The 20,563-nt window shown below is 49.3% G+C and carries 10 protein-coding genes; 3 read left to right on the forward strand and 7 right to left on the reverse strand.

Going from position 1 to position 20,563, the window contains the following annotated elements:
- Window positions 1-7: 7 nt before the first annotated feature.
- The 5 genes from esaA to ACW5MY_RS14665 form a co-directional block, all read right to left on the reverse strand.
- Window positions 8-3,130, reverse strand: a complete 3,123-nt coding sequence (esaA, locus tag ACW5MY_RS14645) for a type VII secretion protein EsaA (protein WP_289393863.1) — start codon at window positions 3,128-3,130, stop codon at window positions 8-10.
- Window positions 3,127-7,602 (reverse strand): type VII secretion protein EssC, encoded by a 4,476-nt coding sequence (essC, locus tag ACW5MY_RS14650; protein WP_289393864.1) that lies wholly within the window; start codon window positions 7,600-7,602, stop codon window positions 3,127-3,129. Before essC ends, esaA begins: the two co-directional genes overlap by 4 nt.
- A 54-nt stretch (window positions 7,603-7,656) precedes the next feature.
- A complete protein-coding gene (gene essB / locus ACW5MY_RS14655) occupies window positions 7,657-8,946 on the reverse strand; it encodes a type VII secretion protein EssB (RefSeq protein WP_013353412.1) in 1,290 nt (429 codons plus the stop codon).
- A 14-nt stretch (window positions 8,947-8,960) separates the two neighbouring features.
- On the reverse strand, window positions 8,961-9,200 hold the full coding sequence (yukD, locus tag ACW5MY_RS14660; RefSeq protein WP_013353413.1) for an ESX secretion system protein YukD: 240 nt from the start codon (window positions 9,198-9,200) through the stop codon (window positions 8,961-8,963).
- 75 nt (window positions 9,201-9,275) lie between these two features.
- On the reverse strand, window positions 9,276-9,569 hold the full coding sequence (locus ACW5MY_RS14665) for a WXG100 family type VII secretion target (RefSeq protein ID WP_013353414.1): 294 nt from the start codon (window positions 9,567-9,569) through the stop codon (window positions 9,276-9,278).
- A gap of 315 nt (window positions 9,570-9,884) precedes the next feature.
- On the opposite strand from ACW5MY_RS14665, the gene ACW5MY_RS14670 reads away from it, so the two are divergent.
- From ACW5MY_RS14670 to ACW5MY_RS14680, 3 genes are all read left to right on the forward strand, one after another.
- Window positions 9,885-11,114 (forward strand): PucR family transcriptional regulator, encoded by a 1,230-nt coding sequence (locus tag ACW5MY_RS14670; protein WP_013353415.1) that lies wholly within the window; start codon window positions 9,885-9,887, stop codon window positions 11,112-11,114.
- Window positions 11,115-11,217: 103 nt separating this feature from the next.
- A complete protein-coding gene (ald, locus tag ACW5MY_RS14675) occupies window positions 11,218-12,348 on the forward strand; it encodes an alanine dehydrogenase (protein ID WP_013353416.1) in 1,131 nt (376 codons plus the stop codon).
- Window positions 12,349-12,466: 118 nt separating this feature from the next.
- Window positions 12,467-13,144, forward strand: a complete 678-nt coding sequence (locus tag ACW5MY_RS14680; RefSeq protein ID WP_013353417.1) for a YukJ family protein — start codon at window positions 12,467-12,469, stop codon at window positions 13,142-13,144.
- 45 nt (window positions 13,145-13,189) lie between these two features.
- On the opposite strand, the gene ACW5MY_RS14685 is transcribed toward ACW5MY_RS14680, so the two are convergent.
- Together ACW5MY_RS14685 and ACW5MY_RS14690 are read right to left on the reverse strand one after the other, a co-directional pair.
- Window positions 13,190-13,405, reverse strand: a complete 216-nt coding sequence (locus ACW5MY_RS14685; RefSeq protein WP_013353418.1) for an MbtH family protein — start codon at window positions 13,403-13,405, stop codon at window positions 13,190-13,192.
- A gap of 18 nt (window positions 13,406-13,423) precedes the next feature.
- A complete protein-coding gene (locus ACW5MY_RS14690; protein WP_014472203.1) occupies window positions 13,424-20,551 on the reverse strand; it encodes an amino acid adenylation domain-containing protein in 7,128 nt (2,375 codons plus the stop codon).
- Between the last annotated feature and the right edge of the window lie 12 nt (window positions 20,552-20,563).

The following is a 20,563-nucleotide window of genomic DNA, read 5'->3' on the forward strand; positions in this document are numbered from 1 at the left end:
GAATGTGTTACGCCTCATAAGACTGATCACTTTCCTCCGTTTTTTCCGCAAACAGCCGAATAATGAGCGGAAGCACCGCCGCAATCAGCGTAATAATCACAAGAACCGTTATTCCCATCGCAAACAGATGGCCCGTACCGTATTGGATATCGATATAGACTTTCGAAACCGGGCTGTCAAAGGTAAAGTTCGGCATAATCAAGTCGATCAAAGGCGCCACATAAAAGAGAATGAGCGCTGACGAAGCGATCCATCCGGTGATCGAGCCAAAGACAAAGGCTGCCCGGATAAAAGCCGAACTCGCCGCGAGCAAGAGAATCGTAAAGATTGACCATTTAATCGTCTGATCGTCCGGAAGCGAGTAGATATTCAGACCGAACAGACTGATCATCAGTCCGACCATAATGTTTAAAATCCCAAAGAGCGCGCCTTTGACGAGAAGCGGCGCCTGCTGATAATACGAGCTGAAATAGCCGATCAGAAGACTGCTGATCAAAACGATCACCAAAATGACGACCGGCGGAACATTCTGAACCCGGTCTTCCGGCACCTCTCCGCTGATTTTAAGCGGGTTGGCGAGATAATCGTAAACGTATCCGTTTTCCTGTCCGTCAACGAGCGCGTTCCCTAAAATGCCGTACACGTCATTTCTGATCAATTTTGTGGAATCGACGTTTTTGCCCCAATTGCTGTTCAGGGTGTCCGCTTTCTGCTGTACGTCATTTACGCTTTGCTGCATATTGTCGGTATAGCTGATGATGCCGGACTGGCGTTCTGACAGATGGCCCATCGTGTCAGACATTTGCAGCACTTCGCGGCCGACGGTATCCTGAGCGCCGAGCGCCATCGTTCCGGTTAATCTGTCTCCGCTGAACGTTGCCGCTTCCTGCACAGCGCCTTCAGCAAGCTGATCAGATGCTTTAGCCGCGCTGTCTGCGATGCTGGCGAGCTCATCGAGCACTCCGGCTTGTTCATCTCTGATATATGAGCTGTAGTTATCCGAGAATTCGGTCATGCCTTTAATGAAATTGCTGATGTCTTCATCTGTCTGCATCTTATTGTTTTTCAGGTTTTCCCAGCTTGCCGTTTCAATCGGTTTGATGGCGAGAACGGTTTGGACTTCGCCTTGCTGGGCTTTCAGCACCCTGTTTTTCACATCAGGCAGCGAGCCTGCGTCGAGAGAATGATAAAGTGTTGCCTCATACAAAGATAAATCATTATAGTAACTCATTAAATCGGATATCACTTTTGTATTGATGTCAGCGGCAAATATCTGTTCAAGAGCAGATTTGCGGCCGCCGTCCAATGACGGGTAGTTCAAAATGTTCTGTTCTGTTTTTAAAATCATTCTGTAAACGGTATTGAAGTCTTGTTTTCTCGTTTCTTCTGATTGTTCCAGCTTTTTTTGTAATTTGTCCGCACGTTTTTCAACTTTGGCAATCTGGTCTTTAAGGCCTTGGATTTCTTCATCAAGAGCATCGAGACGTTTTTTCAGTTCTTCATTATGTGTCTGCTGTTTCTCTTCAAGCTCTTTTTCAATTTGCTGAATGCGCTCTGCGGCTTGGTTCAGCCTTTCTTTTGCCTTAGATACTTCTGTGCCGCCGTCTCCTTCAGAGCCGTTCGGATCGTCCGCGGGGTCATCAGCAAGCGGAGTGACGTTTTTAGCGGTTGCGGCTGTTTTTGTCTGCTGATCGCCTGTGTTATCGGAAGGAGACTGCTGTTCTTTTGTGCCGTCATCCGTTTTTCCGTCTTCTCCGGGAGCCGTCCCGTCATTCGGTTCGGTACCGCCGGAGTTTTCACCATTATCCCCATGGCCCGGGTTTTCAGGGTCTGGATTTTCTTTTTCCGGTTCTTTTAAACCGTCAGAAATAGAATTGATCTCAGCGGAGATGCGTTTTAATTCGTTACGCTGATCGTCAAGGTCAATTTTCAGATCACCGGGTTTTTCTTCTTCCGGTTTTTCTTCTTCTTTCGGTTCATCCGAGCCGTCATCCCCCGGGTCTTTTTCCGGAACGGTTAAGTTCTGGCGATCCCTTTTCATAAGGGCTTGAATGCTGTTCAGTGTTTCAAATCTTGCTTGGGCTTTATATTGAGTCAAATAATTGTCAAGTAAATTGGATTGAATATTTGCCATCCCTTGTTCCTGCTCAGGGACCTGCGCTTCTCTCACCTTTTGGGCGGCTGCCAGTGCCGATCCTGTCTGGTCAAGCTGTGTCTGCGCCCGGTTTATGCCTGAAGACAGCCCGCTCATCATGGTGCTGAACTGGTTGGCGGCCTGCTGCGCTTTAATAGCGTTCAGTCCGGTTGTGATTTGCTTTTGATTTTGTTCCTGCGCGGCCAGCAGCAGTTTTTTCTGATTTTCCTGATATTGTTTATAGCGCTCAACTGTATCGGCAAAGTCTTTGAGCGTGTTTTTGGCTTCATCTGCCGAGGTCAATTTTTCTTTTGCTGCGCCCTGCGCTTCGTTCATTGATTTTTTCAGTTCGTCAATCAGGTCTTTTTGCCGTTTGATCTCACCTGCCAAGTCATTGGAGCTCGGCTTGTAAAAGTTGTACATGACATTTTGAAATTCTGATTCTTTATTGACGATCTTGTCAAAATCGCCTCTGACATTGTTCACTTTTTGTGAGACGAAATTCCAATACAATGCCGACATTTTTTTATTCATTGATTTTTGGGCGTCTTCAAGCTCACGCTGCACTTTTTCTTTGTTGACGGCGTTCAGGTTGCTTTGAATATTGAATGTCAGCGTAGCTTTTTGCGGACGCTCCTTGTCATAGCTTAAAATGTCTTTTGAAAAATCGGATGGAATGTAAACGACTGCGTCATACTTCTTATCCGCCAGGCCGTTTTCAGCCGCGCTCCTGTTGACGACCGTCCAGGAATAATCCGGACGGTCGCCGAGAGCCGCCGCTACTTCTTTGCCGAAATGGACCGATTCCCTATCCTCATTTTCATCTGTTTCATCATGTAAGCCCATGTCTTCATTCACGACTGCGATTTGGCGGGTGGCATTGATTTTTTGTTTTCCCGGGTCATCGCCGATAAACCGGAAAAACAGCACCGGCAGCAGCAGAATAATGACGATCGCGGCTACTAATTTGATCAGGCTTTTTCGTTGTTCAGTCATCTGACGGCCTCCCTTTCCGCTGAACATAAAGGTATTTGGATTTTTTGCTCCTTGCCGTTTTCAACCAAATAGCCGAAGCCCGGCTGAATGTCCGGTTCCTGTCTCTGGTAAGGCAGCGGAATGACATTTTGTTCAGATTTTTTCACAAGCAGCATCGCGTGGCGGATCTGTTTCATTTCCGTCGTTAAGGAATCATAGCCTTTTGAAAATTCGCTGTGATTGCCCGCCGGGATAAAACTGAAGCCTACATGCGCGTAAGATTTCATAAACATCGCCAGCTTGTCCTGAATGGCGGTGTCGATTGTCTGCTGGAATCTTGTAATGCCGTCGGCCATTAACACGATCGGAGAGAAATTGAGTTTGTGCACATCGCCATTTTTGACGGCCTGTGCATACTGAGCTTCCCGCTCCGTGAAAATGGCTTCAGCCGCTTCAATCCACTTCTGTATGTCTTCTTTTGTGTCCAGATAGCTGACCTTTGTTTCCTGCGCATACTGCGACAATCCGCGGTCAATCGAGTCAAACAGTCCGATCCGTTCCGTGCTTTCACGCAGCAGGTGATTCAGCATGACTTTCAGGATGTTTGTTTTTCCCCGCTGTGTCTGGCCTAAGATGAGGCAATGCTTATATTTGCCCAGATCAAAGTATACCGGGCTGACCTTTTCCTCATGAAGCCCGACAGGAATGCGGAACGGTTCTTGGTCCGGGCCGAGACGGAGCGAAAATTCGCCGGCCGTCAGCATGTCCGGGAGCATCGGAATCGGGTGTGGACCGGCTGTTCCGGAATGGCGCTCAGCTAAAGCTTTGACATCGGCTTTCAGCGCTTGGAACATCTCGAGGTCATTTTCCGCTTCAGCCGGAAGAAACATTTGCGCGAAATGCAGTTCTTCTTTTTGAATCATGACGCGGCCCGGAATCGGTTCAAGACTGAACGGCGGGCGCCCGTAAATGGAATAACCTTCTGACTGATCCATTAAATAATGGACGATTTTCGTTTTTATATTATTTAACAATGACTGACGGACGGCGTTTACCCTCGTTGCGGTCAGCAGGAAGTAAATGCCTAAGCTTTGCCCGTCGCGTGAAATCTGGATAAATTCCGTTTCCAATTCATGCATTTCGTCTTTGACGATGTCGAAATTATCAATTGTGATAAATATAAACGGCAGCTCTTCTTCGCTGAGCGAATTGTACATTTTGATATGGCTGACTTCTTTTTCTCTGAACAGCCGTTTCCGCCGCTCGATTTCCTCCTTGATGCGGATCATGAATTTTTCGATCTTTCTCATTTGATCCATTAAGAAATAGTCTGCGGTGTGCGGAAGCTTTGCCAATGGCAGAAGCGTGCCGTTTCCGAAATCAAAGATGTACATATGAAGCTCTTTTGGCGTGTACCCTTCCGCGAAGTTCATCAGGAGAGTGATGGCAGCCACTGACTTGCCGTATCCGGATGAGCCGAAAATGCCGATGTTGCCGTCATCCATCATCGTATAAGCGAGAGGCGCCTGTCTTTGCTGATCAGGCTCATCCACGCAGGCGATGAAGAAGCGGTCTTTTTCCTTTGCGGGATAAAGCGTGCGCGGAATACGTGCGGCAAGCGGCGGAAGCCATGGGCTCGGCAGCTTTTCAATGCCCATTTCTTTTTGAATCCGCTCGATTTCTTCGACTACGGCTTCTATTTCTGCCGGGGCGTCTTTTTTCGCCAAGTCGTCCGCATCCACTTCAGACAGCGGAATTAAGCCGGTATCGGTAACGATGGCAATGTCATCCTCGGTGCCGTATACATCTTCCATGTAAGGGGCGCCGCTCCAGGCAGACTGGAACTGCTCATACACTTCATTATTTCCGACTTGCAAATAGCCGCGTCCGGTGACTGTAATATTCGCCGCATCACTGTTTTTCAGAATTTCTTTACTGTCACTTGCATCCTGGACTTTCAGCGCGACCTTAAAGCGTGAGTTGCTCCATATCTGGTCGTCAATGATGCCTCCCGGTTTTTGCGTGGCAAGGATTAAATGCACACCAAGGCTCCGCCCGATGCGTGCCGCGCTGACAAGCTCCCTGATAAAGTCAGGCTCTTCGCTTTTGAGCTCGGCAAATTCATCTGAAATCAAAAACAGGTGCGGCATCGGAATATCCGTTTCCCCCTGTTTATACAGCTTTGTATAGTCATTAATGTGATTGACGCGATATTGATCAAACAGCCGCTGCCGTTTTTTCAGCTCGCTTTTTATAGAGGCAAGCGCCCTGATACTGAAGTTTTTGCTTCCTTCGATATTCGTAATGGTTCCGAGAAGGTGCGGCATTTTGCGAAACGGCTGCGCCATTCCCCCGCCCTTATAGTCAATCAGCAAAAACGCCGCTTCATGAGGGTGAAAATGAACGGCCAATGACAGGATAAACGTTTGCAGAAATTCACTTTTCCCGGAGCCGGTCGTTCCCGCCAGCAATCCGTGCGGCCCGTGGGCTTTCTCATGCAGGTTTAAATACACGATATCGTCTTTACCTTTGTAGCCGATCGGAACAGCCAGTGATTTTGCCGACTCACTTGTCTCCCACTTCTGCCTGATGCCGATTTCTTTTACTTCCTTCGCATGAAACAGCTCCAAAAATGAGACCGTTTCGGGAATGGAATTCGTCATCCCGACCTGATGGTGCAATGTCCGAAGCGTTCGGGAAAACCGCTCGTTGTTTGTCCGTTCATGCCTGTCCAGCCTAAACGGGATCTGGACCGCTTTTTTCTTCTGAATGAGGATGTCTCCTTCATCTTCATTAATGTAGCGGACGAGGGTGTGAATGTTTTCTGCCAGGCTTTCCTTCGTTTCCGCGGCGATGATCGCTGAGATGCCGAGATGCTCATGCCGGCCTTCGATATATTCTAAAATGACGTGCTCTGCGATCAGCTGCTGATTCGTGATGACAAAGACAAAATGCGGCTGGAAGATCTTTTTCTCTTTATCTTCTTCCAAATCCCGCTCCCGCAGCAGCTCGTAAATGGAAGATAACAATTGATCACGGGTCTGTTCATTGTAAATAAACCCTTTCGCATACATATGAGGCAGCTGAAATTGCGGCAGCCACTTCATCCATTCCCATTCCTTATATTCATCTTCATGAAAGATAAAGACAAACCGCAGGTCATGGTAGCTGTTGAAGAAAGCGAGCTGGCCGATCAGCTGGTGAATTTCATTTTTGACGATCTGGGGTTTCCCGACAAGCCCCATCGGCCCTTCTTGTAAATCAACGGTCACGGGTGCATGGCGGATATCTTTATATACACGCTGCATGTGCTGCGACTGTTCCATTAAGTCATCCACATCACGGTTCGCCAGGTCCCCTCCGCTCATCGAGATCTCGTAGCTTGCCGGGACAGTGCCCGTTCCGAGCCGGAGCATCAGAAAATCCCTGCTTTCCAGCGATTTCTCCCAAATGCGGCCGCTGATTTCAGAGGTTAAATATTTCATTTTTTCAAACGTGGGAAAATGGTGCGTCAGCACTTGCAATTGTTTTTCCGACAGCGTCTGAAGTTCTTTCCGTTTACTCTCTAAATACTGCTTGTACACACGCTCACGCTTCTCCTCCCGTTTTTTCCGCTGGTTTTTTTCTCGGAAATATTGCACGGTGGACGTAATGAGAGTCATCATAAACATCGCTAAAGAAACGAGAATGAAAATGCCCCTCGGCTGTATAATGGCGACAACCCCCATTACAATCAGCATGACCACAGGAGGCAGAATGACGAGCCAGAGCCCCCTGTTATTCTGCTCGCTTTCCTGTGAGGGAAAGCTGAATGAAACGCGGTCTTCGGGAAGATCATAGACCATCCGCGGCGTTCTTCGATATTGCGGGTATTTCTTTTTCATTTCGGTGCTCGGCTTTACCGTTTTGATTAAGCCGGTTTGAAACTCCTCGTGATGAACGACTTCTAAAAGGTCGTCCTCCGCCAGCCTCAGACGCAGAAAATTCCACAGCAGCTCATCTCCCATCCGAAGCCTTTCAGGGACTTTTGTGAGCTCTCCGTTTACATAAACTTCCTGGCCATCAGGAATGACAGACCAGCTTCCTCCCGCTTTTCGGAGATAAAAAGCGCCTTTTTGAGCGGACGACGGCTCTTTGTATATATCCGCTTCCTCTGTTTCTGATGAGAAAACGATCTCGTCCTTTCTGCCGACAAAATAAACGGAGGATTCTTCCTGATCAGGAGTGAGAAGAAGCCGCATCGTCTCTTCTTCCATTCTGCAAGGCATTTCATTTCCTATTGTCAATTCGCCGGCACAGTTATTTCCCAGGAAAACATCATAACGGTCTGTTTCTTTACGATAAAGGGTGGCGGCGGTTTGCCGTAAAGGCAGTGTGCCGACCGTGATCGTATCCTTTATATCCGGGCCGATCGTTATCGGCTGAGACGGCGGGAGTTCAGACAGCTGAATCTTTTGTACGTGCTCTCGGTAAAAGACCCATAACAGACTCATATGGCGAACCTCCTGACAGCCTGATCGTTACTTACGGCCATTTGATGTGTGCTGTTATTTTTTTTCATCTTTTTTCTCATCTTTCTTGTCGTTCTCTTTGTTATCCTTCGCTTTGTCCTGTTTGCCGCCTTCATCCTGGCCGGCGGAAGCTTCGGCGGTGTCACGGTTTTCCTCCGCTTCTTTGTTCTGCTCTTCCTGCTCTTTTTTCGCCTTCGCCAGCTCGCTTTCCACGGCGTCCAGTTCTTTCTGCTTTTCATCGTCTTTCATACTGTCGTCCGCTAATAATTGCTGTTTATATTTTGTAAGCCCGAGCCAGATATACGGGTTGTACTCAAGATTGCGGCCGATATTGATGGCTTCTTCATTTTCCCCTCTGCCGATATCGATCCAATAAAGGAAGTGCTTCGGATCTGATTGCAGCGTGACCAGATTCCCAATGTTTTTCCGCTGTTCTTCGCTCAGATTTTCAACCGCCACATAAGAGGAAGCAAGCTCGTACTGCACAGATTCAGGGAGACTTTCCGCATCGTATTTAGCGAGTGTGTCAATGACTTTGCTGTACTGCTGATTGAGAAAATAGCGGTTGCTTTCCGTGATTGCCTCTTGCTTCGGCTGGGCGAAAAACAACACGTACAAGGAATACAGAAGCGCCGGCACAAGGAGAACTGCAAGCGCCAGACCGGTGTATCTTTGGATTTTCCATTTCTTTTTCGGCAGTTTTATGTATGTCTTGTCCCTCGCTTCGAGGGAATCAATTGTGGTTTGAATTGTTTCTTCCAGTTCTTCAAACGTCTCAGCCTCTAACACGCTTTTCACCTCAGGAGAGAATTGAAGCGTCTCCTTATACTTCAGATATTCTTCGAAGGTGTACGCCCCGTCAGCTGCAAGCGCCGCACAGGCTTTGAGCTCTTTCCACACCCTTTGTCTATCTTCTTCATAAGGCGGGAGACTCTCCTTTACGCCGTAATGAAGAAAGTAAGGCGTCAGCGCTTTATCAAATACGATATTTTCCGGCGCAGCAATCAGATTAAGGCGTTTCAGCTTGTGCTGTTTCACAGCTTGCACGAGACGGTAGGCAAATTGCCATCTGCTTTTTTTATCTTTTCCTTTTATATAGCGGAAAGCCTGATAAGAAGAAGGGGGTCTGATTGTTATGGTTACTTCGTCTTCTGAAACCGAAACCTCTTTTTGAAAAAAAGGATCAGCATCTTTAATCACGTTTGCTTCCAGCCCGTCAAGAAGCTTGACTTTTTCCCGCTGAAAGGTGAAGGTGAAGCCTGATTCGGTTTCTGCCCGGACGGCGTCTAATTCAGTTTCTAAATAAGATCTGTTATGATCTGTCATTCCACCATTTCCTCTCATAAAATTTCAAGACGGTCTCCGTTCGTAATGCCGCAGTCAGATAGTTTTTGTTCCCCGGAAAAAACCGTTTCTTTATTGACCACTCTGATCCAATAGCCTTCACGCGGCGGAACGGATACGTGCTGAGCCTGCCGGGCAATATCGATGACTTTTTTCACAGAATGGTAATCTGACAATCTGAGATCGAAGACGCTGCCGTTATATTGTGTTAAATCTATTGTAATATCGATATACATTTTCATATCACCCTTACATAGAAAGAGCGCCGTCTTCTTGATTGAATCAGGCGCTCCGTTTCTTCATTCATCTTATTATCCGCGAATTTGGTTAGCGATATCTTGGTCAGTAGACTCAAGCGTATTTGCCGTTTGTTCGAGCTGATGATTCACATCTTGCAGCAATTCAGACATTTTAATAAATGAAGGTTTCAGCTGCTCATATTGATCCGCAAATGCTTCACTTGAAGCACCGTCCCACATGCCTTTCAAATCAGAAATCATGCGGTTCAGGCGGTCAACCTGATTCATGACTTCCTGACTTTCAACGCCATATTGCTTAGCCATCGCTCTTAGCTCTTCGGGTGTGACACGAATTAATCCAGACATATTCCTTATACCCTCCTGTGTCATCAGCCTAAATATGGGCTAATTCACTTATTTTTTGAACGTCATTATTATAAAAACAACAATTCGGCACAGTCAAACAAATCTGTTTTAATTTTACAAAATGAGTCTTATGATATACTGGATTTTTCGTCGAATTTACACATTTTGTAAATACAATAGTATGATTTTCTTATTCTTTTTGATTTTGTCAAATGATCTTATTTTCCTATTTTATTTCCGTTCAAAGATGCCTTTCAGTCTGAAAAGCAAGATGGTAAGATCAAGATATGAAGCTATGAAAAAGTAGGGATACAGATGACCAATCCAAAAGATCCATTTAAGTACAGTTTCGACAGGCTTGAAGATGTTGCCGACCATATCAGTGAAGTTCTTCAATGCCCTATTACAATAGAAGACGTGAATCATAAACTGCTTGCATACAGCACGCACAGCGATTGTACAGATCCGGCCCGGACGTCGACGATTATCGGACGGAGGGTGCCTGAAAAAGTCATCAACAAACTGTGGAAAGACGGAACCATTCCGGCGCTTTTAAAAACAGACCAGCCGATCAAAGTGAAAGAAATCGACGAGGTGGGCCTGAGCAACCGCGTGGCGATTTCCATTTGGAAAAACAGCCAGGTTCTCGGATTTATATGGGCGCTTGAGATCAAAAAAAAGCTCAATGACGAGGACCTGAAGACGCTTCAGCTGGCCGCCAAAGCGGTGCGGAACAAGCTTTTGCACCTGCAGATCCGCAAAACAAAAATCGAAGAGCGGGGCCAGGAGTTTTTTTGGAAAATGCTGACCGGCCATATTTATCAGGAAGCCGAGATGGCCGAAGGGTTTCATAAGCTCGGAATGGCGCTGCCGTCCGTGTTCAGCGTCATGATCATCCGTTTACATGATGAGCTGACTGAAAAGACGGAACAGCAGCTGCAATATTTGCAGGAAACGACACAGCAGATTCATGTCATGCTGGCGACTGTCGATTCAAATGAATTAATCTTATTAGCCGCGCCGAAATCCGATCAGCCTTTTAAAGATTTAAAGCAGTTCGCCCTCTATGTTCAAAAACAGCTGAAAGAACGATATAAAATTGAGGATGCGTCGATTGCTTTCGGCGGTATTTACGAATCGATTTCTTACGTTTACCGCTCCTATCAGGAAGCGCTCTCCGTATTGAAAGCGAAAGAACGGTTTGTGAGAGAAACCAAACACCTTTTCAGCTTTTCTGAACTGGGGATTTATCAGTACCTTGATGTTTTGGATGAAAAACGCAAGCACAGCGGCTATATGAACTATTCCCTGTCAAAGCTTGAGCAGTATGACAGAGAGCACCAGGCCGATATGGTCAAAACGCTCGAACATTTTATCGATGCCGACAGCAATGTCAACACCGCCGCTAAAGCGCTTAACATCCATGTCAATACATTGAATTACAGGCTGAAAAGAATCAGCCAGATCGCAGAAATCGACTTAAAAAATGTGAATGAAAAGTTTACGATTTACCTCGATATCAAGCTTCGCAGTATGGATTCGTGAAATTTCACAAATCCGTGTTTTTTTATTTTCTGTTTCAAACAAAGAATTTTCGCAACAATCGCGCTACACTTGAAGCATCACACAAACATTGGGGGAAACAGACATGATTATCGGGGTTCCAAAGGAAATCAAAAACAATGAAAATCGAGTGTCATTAACACCTGGAGGCGTTTCACAGCTTATCGGAAACGGCCATCGGGTTCTTGTGGAATCCGGAGCAGGACTCGGAAGCGGCTTTACAAATGAAGATTATGTATCCGCAGGCGCGGAAATTCTGGAGGACAGAAAGCAAGTTTGGGATGCAGAAATGGTCATGAAGGTAAAAGAACCGCTGGCTGAGGAGTATGCGTATTTCCGTCAAGGCCTGATCTTATTCACTTACCTTCATTTAGCCGCAGAGCCGGAATTAGCTAAAGCGCTTACAGAAAAAGGCGTGACAGCTATTGCGTACGAAACGGTAACGGACGGACGTTCACTTCCGCTGCTTACGCCGATGTCTGAAGTGGCCGGCAGAATGGCCGCTCAAATCGGAGCTCAGTTCCTTGAAAAACCAAAGGGCGGAAAAGGAATTTTATTAGCCGGCGTACCGGGTGTATCCCGCGGAAAAGTCACGATCATCGGAGGAGGCGGCGTCGGAACAAATGCCGCGAAAATGGCTGTCGGACTCGGTGCCGATGTGACGATGATCGACTTGAACGCAGACCGCCTGCGTCAGCTTGATGATATTTTCGGGCATCAGATTAAAACATTGATCTCAAACCCTGTAAATATTGCAGACTCCGTCGCGGAAGCGGATCTTCTGATCTGTGCCGTGCTCATCCCGGGAGCCAAAGCGCCGACCCTCGTTACGGAAGAAATGGTTAAACAAATGAAACCGGGTTCCGTCATTGTTGATGTTGCCATCGATCAGGGCGGCATTGTGGAAACCGTTGATCATATTACAACACACGATAATCCGACTTATGAAAAACACGGCGTCGTTCATTATGCTGTCGCCAATATGCCTGGCGCCGTACCGCGTACATCTACGCTCGCATTAACGAATGTGACCGTTCCTTACGCGCTTGAAATCGCCAATAAAGGCGCGGCAAAAGCCATTGCAGACAGCCCGGCGCTTAAAGCCGGCCTGAATACGGCTAACGGACACGTCACGTATGAAGCGGTAGCCAAAGACTTAGGCTATGACTATGTGCCTGCTGAAAAAGCGATGCGAGGTTCAGCTGCAAAAGCTTAATAGATATGAAGAGGACGGCCTGATCAGCAGGCTGTCCTTTTTTTCTTTCTCGTAAAAGGAAAAACGGCCTCCGATCTCGAATATCAATTCATATCCCGGAAGAAAAAGGAGGATTCATATGGCTGTTCAGCACTATGGTGTATTAAAAGGCACTGTGTTAGATATGAGAAGGGAAACAGATGATGATTCTCCGCATTTTCAAGTCGAGGTGCTAGGCGAGCCTGATACGCACTATCGCTGTGCGATCAATGTCATGTCAAGTTCAAAAGAATCAGAGGTTCTGTATGCGGCGCGCGATCATTTTGACGCAAGCGCGATCACCCTGCTGCCCAACATACCGTATGGATACACCCCAATTGATGAAACCAGCCGTGAGCTGGCGCTGGATTACGTCCGCGGCGGATTGTTTGATCCCCGGAACATGGTGCCGCTCCCGCATGAAGTCACCGGTCCGGATAATGACTTAAATGATTTTATTGAAACGTATATGCAAAAAGCAAAAACAGAAAAAGCCACCGTCTATATTTACGGCTCTAAATTCGGGCCGGAGCAGGACGCTGATAAGATTTTCGGGTTCAAACCGACAAACGGCATGCATAATATTCATATGAATCAGGGAAATCCAATTGATACACGCTGGAAGAAGGATAACGGAACGTGGCATGACGGCGGTATTTTAATCCAGTTTGCAGACCAGTGGGCCGCGGTCTTTTTGGCTTTTCTGTCTCAGTCATGGTGCACGAATGAAGAAGGCCACCCTTATAAATTTTGTGATCACACACAGCTTAACAGCTGATTTCCGCATAAAAAGCCTGCCGAATCAACGGCAGGCTTTTTTTTATTACATCTTAGCGGGTTCAGCCCGTTTCAGGCTTTCAGGCCTCATGTCACGCCAGTTTGTTTCAATATATTCGAGACAAACGGAACGGTTTTCATTTGTCAGGCGGGTTTCCCACCCGTCCGGCACATCCAGATAGGCCGGCCACAGCGAGTACTGGCCTTCAGCATTGACGAGCACATGATATAAGCCGTCTTCCCGTTCAAATGGATTTGTCATATCAGCTCATTCCTTTCTTTACCGGACTGTACGCCGTCCGTTTAATTTCTCCGCCAGAATCGCGCCGATTTCGGCAAGCGGGCCCGGCTGGCACATATCTTTATGGCGGCAGTCTAAGTCATACCGCTCGATTTTCCCCGTAATATACGGTTTCCAAGTATCCGGTTCAATGGGGTCAAACCACTCGGGAATAATCGCGGATCTGAAGAACAGAACATCTCCATGGAACGGCTTCGGCTTGTATGTTCCTAACAGACCGACAGAATTAACGTATGTGTCTTTCAAATTCATCATCACTGACTCATCCAGGCTGGCTAATGCGCTTCCCTCACGGCGGAGAATGGTCAGCGCGGTATCAAAATCAAGCGGCTGATCCCCGAGGCTGTCCGGGTCGTACCCTCCAAGGGCAAGCAGGGCAATGACGGCTTCCTCATCATCAGGCGCATTTTTTATCGGAAGAAAATGATTCGGGTACGCATCAAGCATCACCAAGAGGGAAACCTCTTCGCCCCGGCTCTGTAATTGTGTCGCCATGGCCTGAATGACATTTCCTCCGAGTGACCAGCCCAGCAGACGGTACGGCCCTTTCGGCTGCACGGTGCGGATTTTTTCAATATAATCCGCCGCCATGTCATCTAAGCTTTGCGGAAGCGCTTCTTTTTTCCCGATGCCTCTCGCCTGTAAGCCGTAAATCGGATAATCAGCTTCTAAAGAAGACATCAGCCCGGCATAACACCAGCTGAGACCCCCGGCCGGATGGACACAGAAGAGCGGTGTTTCTTCTCCCGCCGTTCTGAGCGGAAGCAGAACATCAAGCGCGCTTGTGCCCGTGCCCGTCTCAAGCCTTTCAGCAAGGCTTGCCACAGTAGGAGCTTCGAATAATGTTCCGATACTCAGCTCAGCCCCCGTCGCTTCCCGAATACGGCTCATTAAATGAACCGCAAGTAAAGAATGGCCGCCTAAATCAAAGAACCTGTCATCAATACCGACACGCGGGAGGTGAAGCACCTCTGCGAACAGTTCACACAGTATTTCTTCCTGCGGGGTTCTCGGCCCCCGGCCGGAGACCTCCATTTGGAAGTCAGGCGCAGGGAGCGCTTTTCGGTCAAGCTTGCCATTCGGGGTCAGCGGCAGTTCATCCATTTGGACAAAAGCCGACGGCACCATGTAATCCGGCAGGCTTTCTCCGGCAAACCGGCGCATGTCCCCCGTATCCAAGGTACTGAGATCAGAAAGGACAAGGTAAGCGGCGAGCCGTTTATCTCCCGGCAGATCTTCACGAACGACCACGGCAGCGTCCTCGACACCCGGATGTTTGACGAGAACCGCTTCGATTTCGCCCAGTTCAATTCGGAACCCGCGGATTTTAATCTGGTGGTCCGCCCTGCCCATATAATCAAGCGAACCGTCCGGCCGCAGACGGGCTAAGTCCCCCGTCCTGTACATCCTTGTTCCCGGCGGGCCGTACGGATCAGCCACAAAGCGTTCCGCGGTCAGGCTTTGACGCCCTAAGTAACCGCGGGCCACGCCACCTCCGGCAACATACATTTCGCCCGTTATGCCCGGAGGCACAGGCTCCAGCCGATCATCAAGCACATATACGTTCAGGTCAGGAATACCGCAGCCGATGAGGCTGTTTGCCTTCAGTTCGGCAATGTTTTTATCTAATTCAAGATAACTGACGTGCACCGTCGTTTCCGTAATGCCGTACATATTCACGAGCACGGGTTTATTATCCGGGTGGCGTCTGTACCAGTCCTCAAGCCGGCTCAGCTCAAGCGCCTCGCCGCCGAAGATGATATATCTGAGTGCGAGCTGACGCCCCAGCTCTTTGTTTTCTTTTTCCGCATGCATCAGCTGGTAAAATGCTGACGGCGTTTGATTAAGCACGGTCACTCGCTCTTTTACGAGGAGATGCAGAAACGCTTCCGGAGATCTGCTGGTGTCATGCGGCACGACGACGAGACGTCCGCCGTGAAGCAACGGCCCCCAAATTTCCCAGACAGAAAAATCGAACGCGTAAGAGTGAAACATCGTCCATACATCATCAGAATCGAAGTGATACCAGTGCTGCGTCGACTCAAACAGCCGGATGACATTGCTGTGCGGAATGATGACGCCTTTCGGCACACCGGTCGATCCCGACGTGTAAATGACGTATGCCGGGTGAAGCGGCGACAGCGGACAAAGCCGGTCGGCATCCGCAGGGTTCGTGACGGCATATTGCTCAAGTATTTTTTTATTCTGCGGGTCATCTAAGATGAAGGCGGGCATACCGCTTCCGACAGAGAGCTTACTTGAGCCTTCACGGTTGGTGAGCATATATACGGGCTTGGCATCATGTAACATAAAAGCGATGCGGTCCGCCGGATAATCAGGATCAAGCGGCAAATACGCGGCTCCCGTCTTCAGGACGGCTAACAGCCCGACAATCATATCTAAAGAGCGAGGCAGAGCCAGCGCGACAAACTGCTCCGGGCCGACGCCGCGGGCAATCATCATATGCGCAAGCTGATTAGCCCTTTGATTCAGCTCTTTGTAAGTGAGTCGGCGCTCTTCAAATACTGCTGCCGTTTCATCAGGTTTTTCAGCGGCCTGTATTTCAAACAGTTCAGGCAGTGTCTGCTGAGGCTGAATGTGCTGTGCAGTCCGTTTAACCGGCAACAGCTTTCGGCGCTCTTCATCGGAAAGAATGGTTAAGCTTCCGATCGGCTTATCCGGGTCCGCCGCAGCATCTTCGAGCAGAAGAAGCAGACGTCCCGCAAGTGCCTCAGCCGTTTCTTTTTTAAATAAGTCCGTGCTGAATTCCAGCAGGCCTTCAATACCGGCAGGCGTGCCGTCGTCATGGCGCCGTTCAGCCAATTCAAGTGTCAAATCAAACTTGGACGCTCCGACGCTGCTGATTTGCAGGCTTGTTTCCATTTCCGGAAGGCTGAGCACAGGATCAGGCGTATTTTGGAATGCGAGCATCACTTGGAACAGCGGATGTCTTGAGCGGGAACGAACCGGATTCAATTCTTCCACGAGACGTTCAAACGGCACGTCCTGATTTTCATATGCCGCGAGATTCATCTCCCGCACCCTCTCAAGAAGCTCACTAAAGCTTGGATCGCCTGAGGTATCGGTTCTCAGTACCAGTGTATTGATGAACATGCCCACAAGATCGCCCAATGCGTCATCACTGCGGCCGGCTATCGGACTGCCGATCGGAATATCGGTTCCTGCCCCGAGCCGGGTCAGCAGCGCCGAAAGCCCTGATTGAAGCACCATAAACAGACTGACGCGCTGATTTCTGGCTAGCGAGAGGAGACGGCTGTGAAGCTCCTGACCGATTTTGACCGGAATGACGCCGCCTCTGTAGCTTGATTCGGCGGGACGCGGAAAATCAGACGGCAGCTCCAGCTGATCCGGCACATGTTCAAGCGTTTTCTTCCAAAAATCAAGCTGCCGTGCTATTAAGCTCTCAGAATCAGACACACTGCCTAAAAGCTGCTGCTGCCAGAGCGCATAATCCGCGTATTGAATCGGCAGGGGTGTCCATTCTGCTTTTTCGCCTGTTTGACGGGCGGTATAGGCTGCGGATAAGTCACGCATGAGCGGATTCAAGGACCAGCCGTCACCTGCGATGTGATGCAGGAGAACCATCAGCGTATACTCACCGTCACCAAGATCAAACAGCTCAGCCCGGACGGCCGGCTCTTTTGCCAAATCAAACCGGTAGCGTGCTGCAGCGGCAATCATGTCTTGAAGCTCACTTTTGTCTGCATGTGTCACTGTAAACGCAGGCCGGGCTTCTTCAGCGGGTAAAATGAGCTGATGAGATGATCCCTTATTTTCCGGAAAAACGGTGCGCAGGCTTTCATGACGGCTGACAACATCGTAAAAAGCGTGTTTCAGCGCTGACTGGTTAAGGTTTCCTGACATGCGGACAATCACCGGAATGTTGTAAGTCGGGCTCGGACCTTCAAGGCAGTAAAGGAACCACAAACGCAGCTGCGCAAATGACAGCGGGATGTGCTCCGGCCGGTCAAAAGGCTTGAGCTTAGGGCGCGCACTCTTTGCGGTGTCAAGCTGCGCGGCGAGCCCGGTAACGGTCGGTGTATCAAACAGGCGGCCAATGCCGAGCTCTGCGCCCATCGTCTCCCGAATCCGGCTCATCAGGCGTCCGGCTAAGAGTGAATGTCCGCCCAGTTCAAAGAATCCGTCATCAATTCCGACCCGAGCGAGGCCGAGAACCTCGGCAAACAGATCGCATAATATTTCTTCCTGCGGCGTCCGCGGCCCTCTGTCAGACAGAACGGCGGAAAAATCCGGCGCAGGCAGAGCGCTGCGATCGAGCTTCTTATTCGGTGTCAGCGGCAATTCTTCCAGCTGTACAAACGCGCCCGGCACCATATAATCCGGCAGGCTTTCGCCCATAAATGCACGGAGCCCGCCGATATCAAGGGGATGATCCGCGACAGCATAAGCCGCCAGCCGCTTGTCTCCCGGCTGATCTTCACGGACAATGACAGCGGCCTGCAAAATACCCGGATAGTTCGACAGCACCGTCTCAATTTCTCCTAATTCTATCCGGAAGCCGCGAATTTTAATTTGATGATCGGCTCTGCTGATATAATCAAGAGAGCCGTCCTTACGCCAGCGCACAAGATCTCCCGTCCTGTACATCCTCGCACCTGCTGACCCGTACGGATCGGCAATGAACCTCTCGGCTGTTAAATCAGGCCGGTTATAATATCCTCTGGCAAGTCCTTCGCCCGCGATATAAAGCTCGCCCGCAACCCCCGGCGGGACGAGCTGCAATGCGGCGTCCAGCACGTATACCCGCGTGTTCCAAATCGGCGTTCCAATCGGAGGCGCCCCTTTATGGCCTTTTGCAAGCGGCTGTGCTGCCGACCAGATTGTTGTTTCAGTCGGCCCGTACAGATTCGTCACCGTACAGTCCAATTCAAGCAGAGCATGCATAAGCGCATTCGGAAGCGCTTCACCTCCGACAAGCACCTGCAGCGCCCGGAGTGAATCCGGTTCATTTGTGACCAATGAATGCCACAGTGTCGGCGTTGCCTGCATGATTGAAATACCGTATGAGTGAATCATGTGTGCAAGCGCCTGCGGTTCCTGAATCGTCTCTTTACGGGCAATGACGCAGCCCGCCCCGCTGATAAGCGGAAGGAAGAGCTCAAGTCCGGAAATATCAAACGCAGCAGTCGTAACGGCAAGCAGGCGGTCTTGTGCGCCGAGCGGGAACATTTCCCACATGGATAGGAGGAAATTGCTTACGCTTTTTAATGTGACGACAACGCCTTTCGGTCTGCCCGTTGAGCCTGAGGTATAAATGATATAAGCAGGGTGCATAGGTGAATATTCCATGTGAGCAGGACAGTCAGCATTTTGACCGGCAACGGTTTTTACCGTATCCGGGTGATCAAGAATAATCGTTTGTGCATCGCTTTCCTCCGGCATACGGCCCGATAATTCCATCGTTGTAATCAGACAGGCGGGCTGTGCATCTTTGAGCATGTATGTGATCCGCTCAGAAGGAAAATCAGGATCAAGCGGCAGGTACGCGGCTCCTGTTTTCAAAACGGCCAGCATGCTCACAACCAGTTCCTGTGACCGAGGAAGCAATAAGGCGGCAAATTGTTCCGGCCCGAGCCCTTTTTTCTTTAACATGCGGGCAAGCTGGTTCGCGCGCCTGTTCAATTCGGCATAGCTGAGCTCTCCGTTTTCCGTGATGATTGCCGGGCTGTCAGGTGTTTTTGCAGCCTGATCATGAAACAGCTCCGGGAGACTTTTCTGCTTTTCGGCCTTGCGCGTGTCATTCCAGCTTTCCAGCACGCGGAGACGTTCGTTTTCAAGCAGAAGATTGAGTCTGCCGATTTTTTGCGTCTGGTCTTTCAGAGCCGACTCCAGCAGCAGCAAGAAGCGTTTTTGATGGTTTTCGATATCTTCGGCACTGTAGACTTCCGGATTCGCATCAAAGTCCACACGCAATCCGCGGCCGTCCGCTCTGTCGTAAACGTTAATTGACAAATCATCAACGGGCCCCGCTGATAAGTTATGGACGGTGCCCGGCACTCCGGCGAAATCAAGCGCATAATCAAACGGCATCACATTGACTTGCGGGCCGAACAGCCTGCGGTTTTCTCCTAACAATTTAAGGTCACGGCGCAGGTCTTCATGGCGGTATTTCTGATGGCGCCGGATGCTTCGGATTTCTTTTGCCACTTGGCTGACGGTCTCGTGAACATTCATATCCGGGCGGAGAGAAAGCCGTAAAGGCAGAAGATTCATCGTCATACTCGGAATATTCAGTGAAATCGAACCAATTCGTCCCATCATCGGTAAACCGAGCACGATATCCCCGGCGTTTGTCATCCGGTGGACGTATATCGCCACTGCGGCCGTTACGGCCTCGTGCCAGTTTGGAATCGCTTTTACATGCTGTAAAACCGTTTCAGAAAGATAAGCCGTGCTCCTCCGAAAACTTGTTGACGTTCTCGGCGCTCTTTCTGCCAAGCTGACGACATCAGGTTCATCCGCAAATTTCTCCATCCAAAATTCCCGATCTTTCAGAAATTGATCAGACGCTCGGTACTCTTGATCTTCTTTTACCAGCTCCTCCAAAGAACCGAAGGAGCGCCCGTTATCCGGACGTCCCTCCCGTATCGCGGTGTATAATTGCGCCGTACGCCGTGCCAGCAGTGAAAAACCGTAGCCGTCTATCGCAATGTGGTGAATGCGCTGATACCAGAAAAAGCGTTCCGGCCCGGCTTCGAATAAAATGTCGCGGAACAAAGGCCCAGCCGCCATATCAACGGGCTCAGCCAAATCCGACTGCATGATTCTGAGAGCGGCCTGCATCGGATCAGGTTCTGCGCTCACATCCATGACATCGATTGCCACCTCACAAGAAGGATTGATGATCTGTCTCGGCCCGTCAGTTCCTTCTGTGAAGCGGGCGTGTAATGACGCGGCTTCCGTCAGCACGCGCTCAACAGCCGTTTTAAATATGTTCACATCAATTGTGCCGTTAATCTCAACGTACTCGCCTGTATTGTAAATCGGATTATCAGGATCAAGCTGCTGCGCAAACCAGATACCGGCCTGTGCGCCTGTCAGAGGCAGCTGTTGTGTTTCATGCATTCTATTCTCTCC

Source organism: Bacillus sp. Bwzl_19 (genome assembly GCF_054900515.1).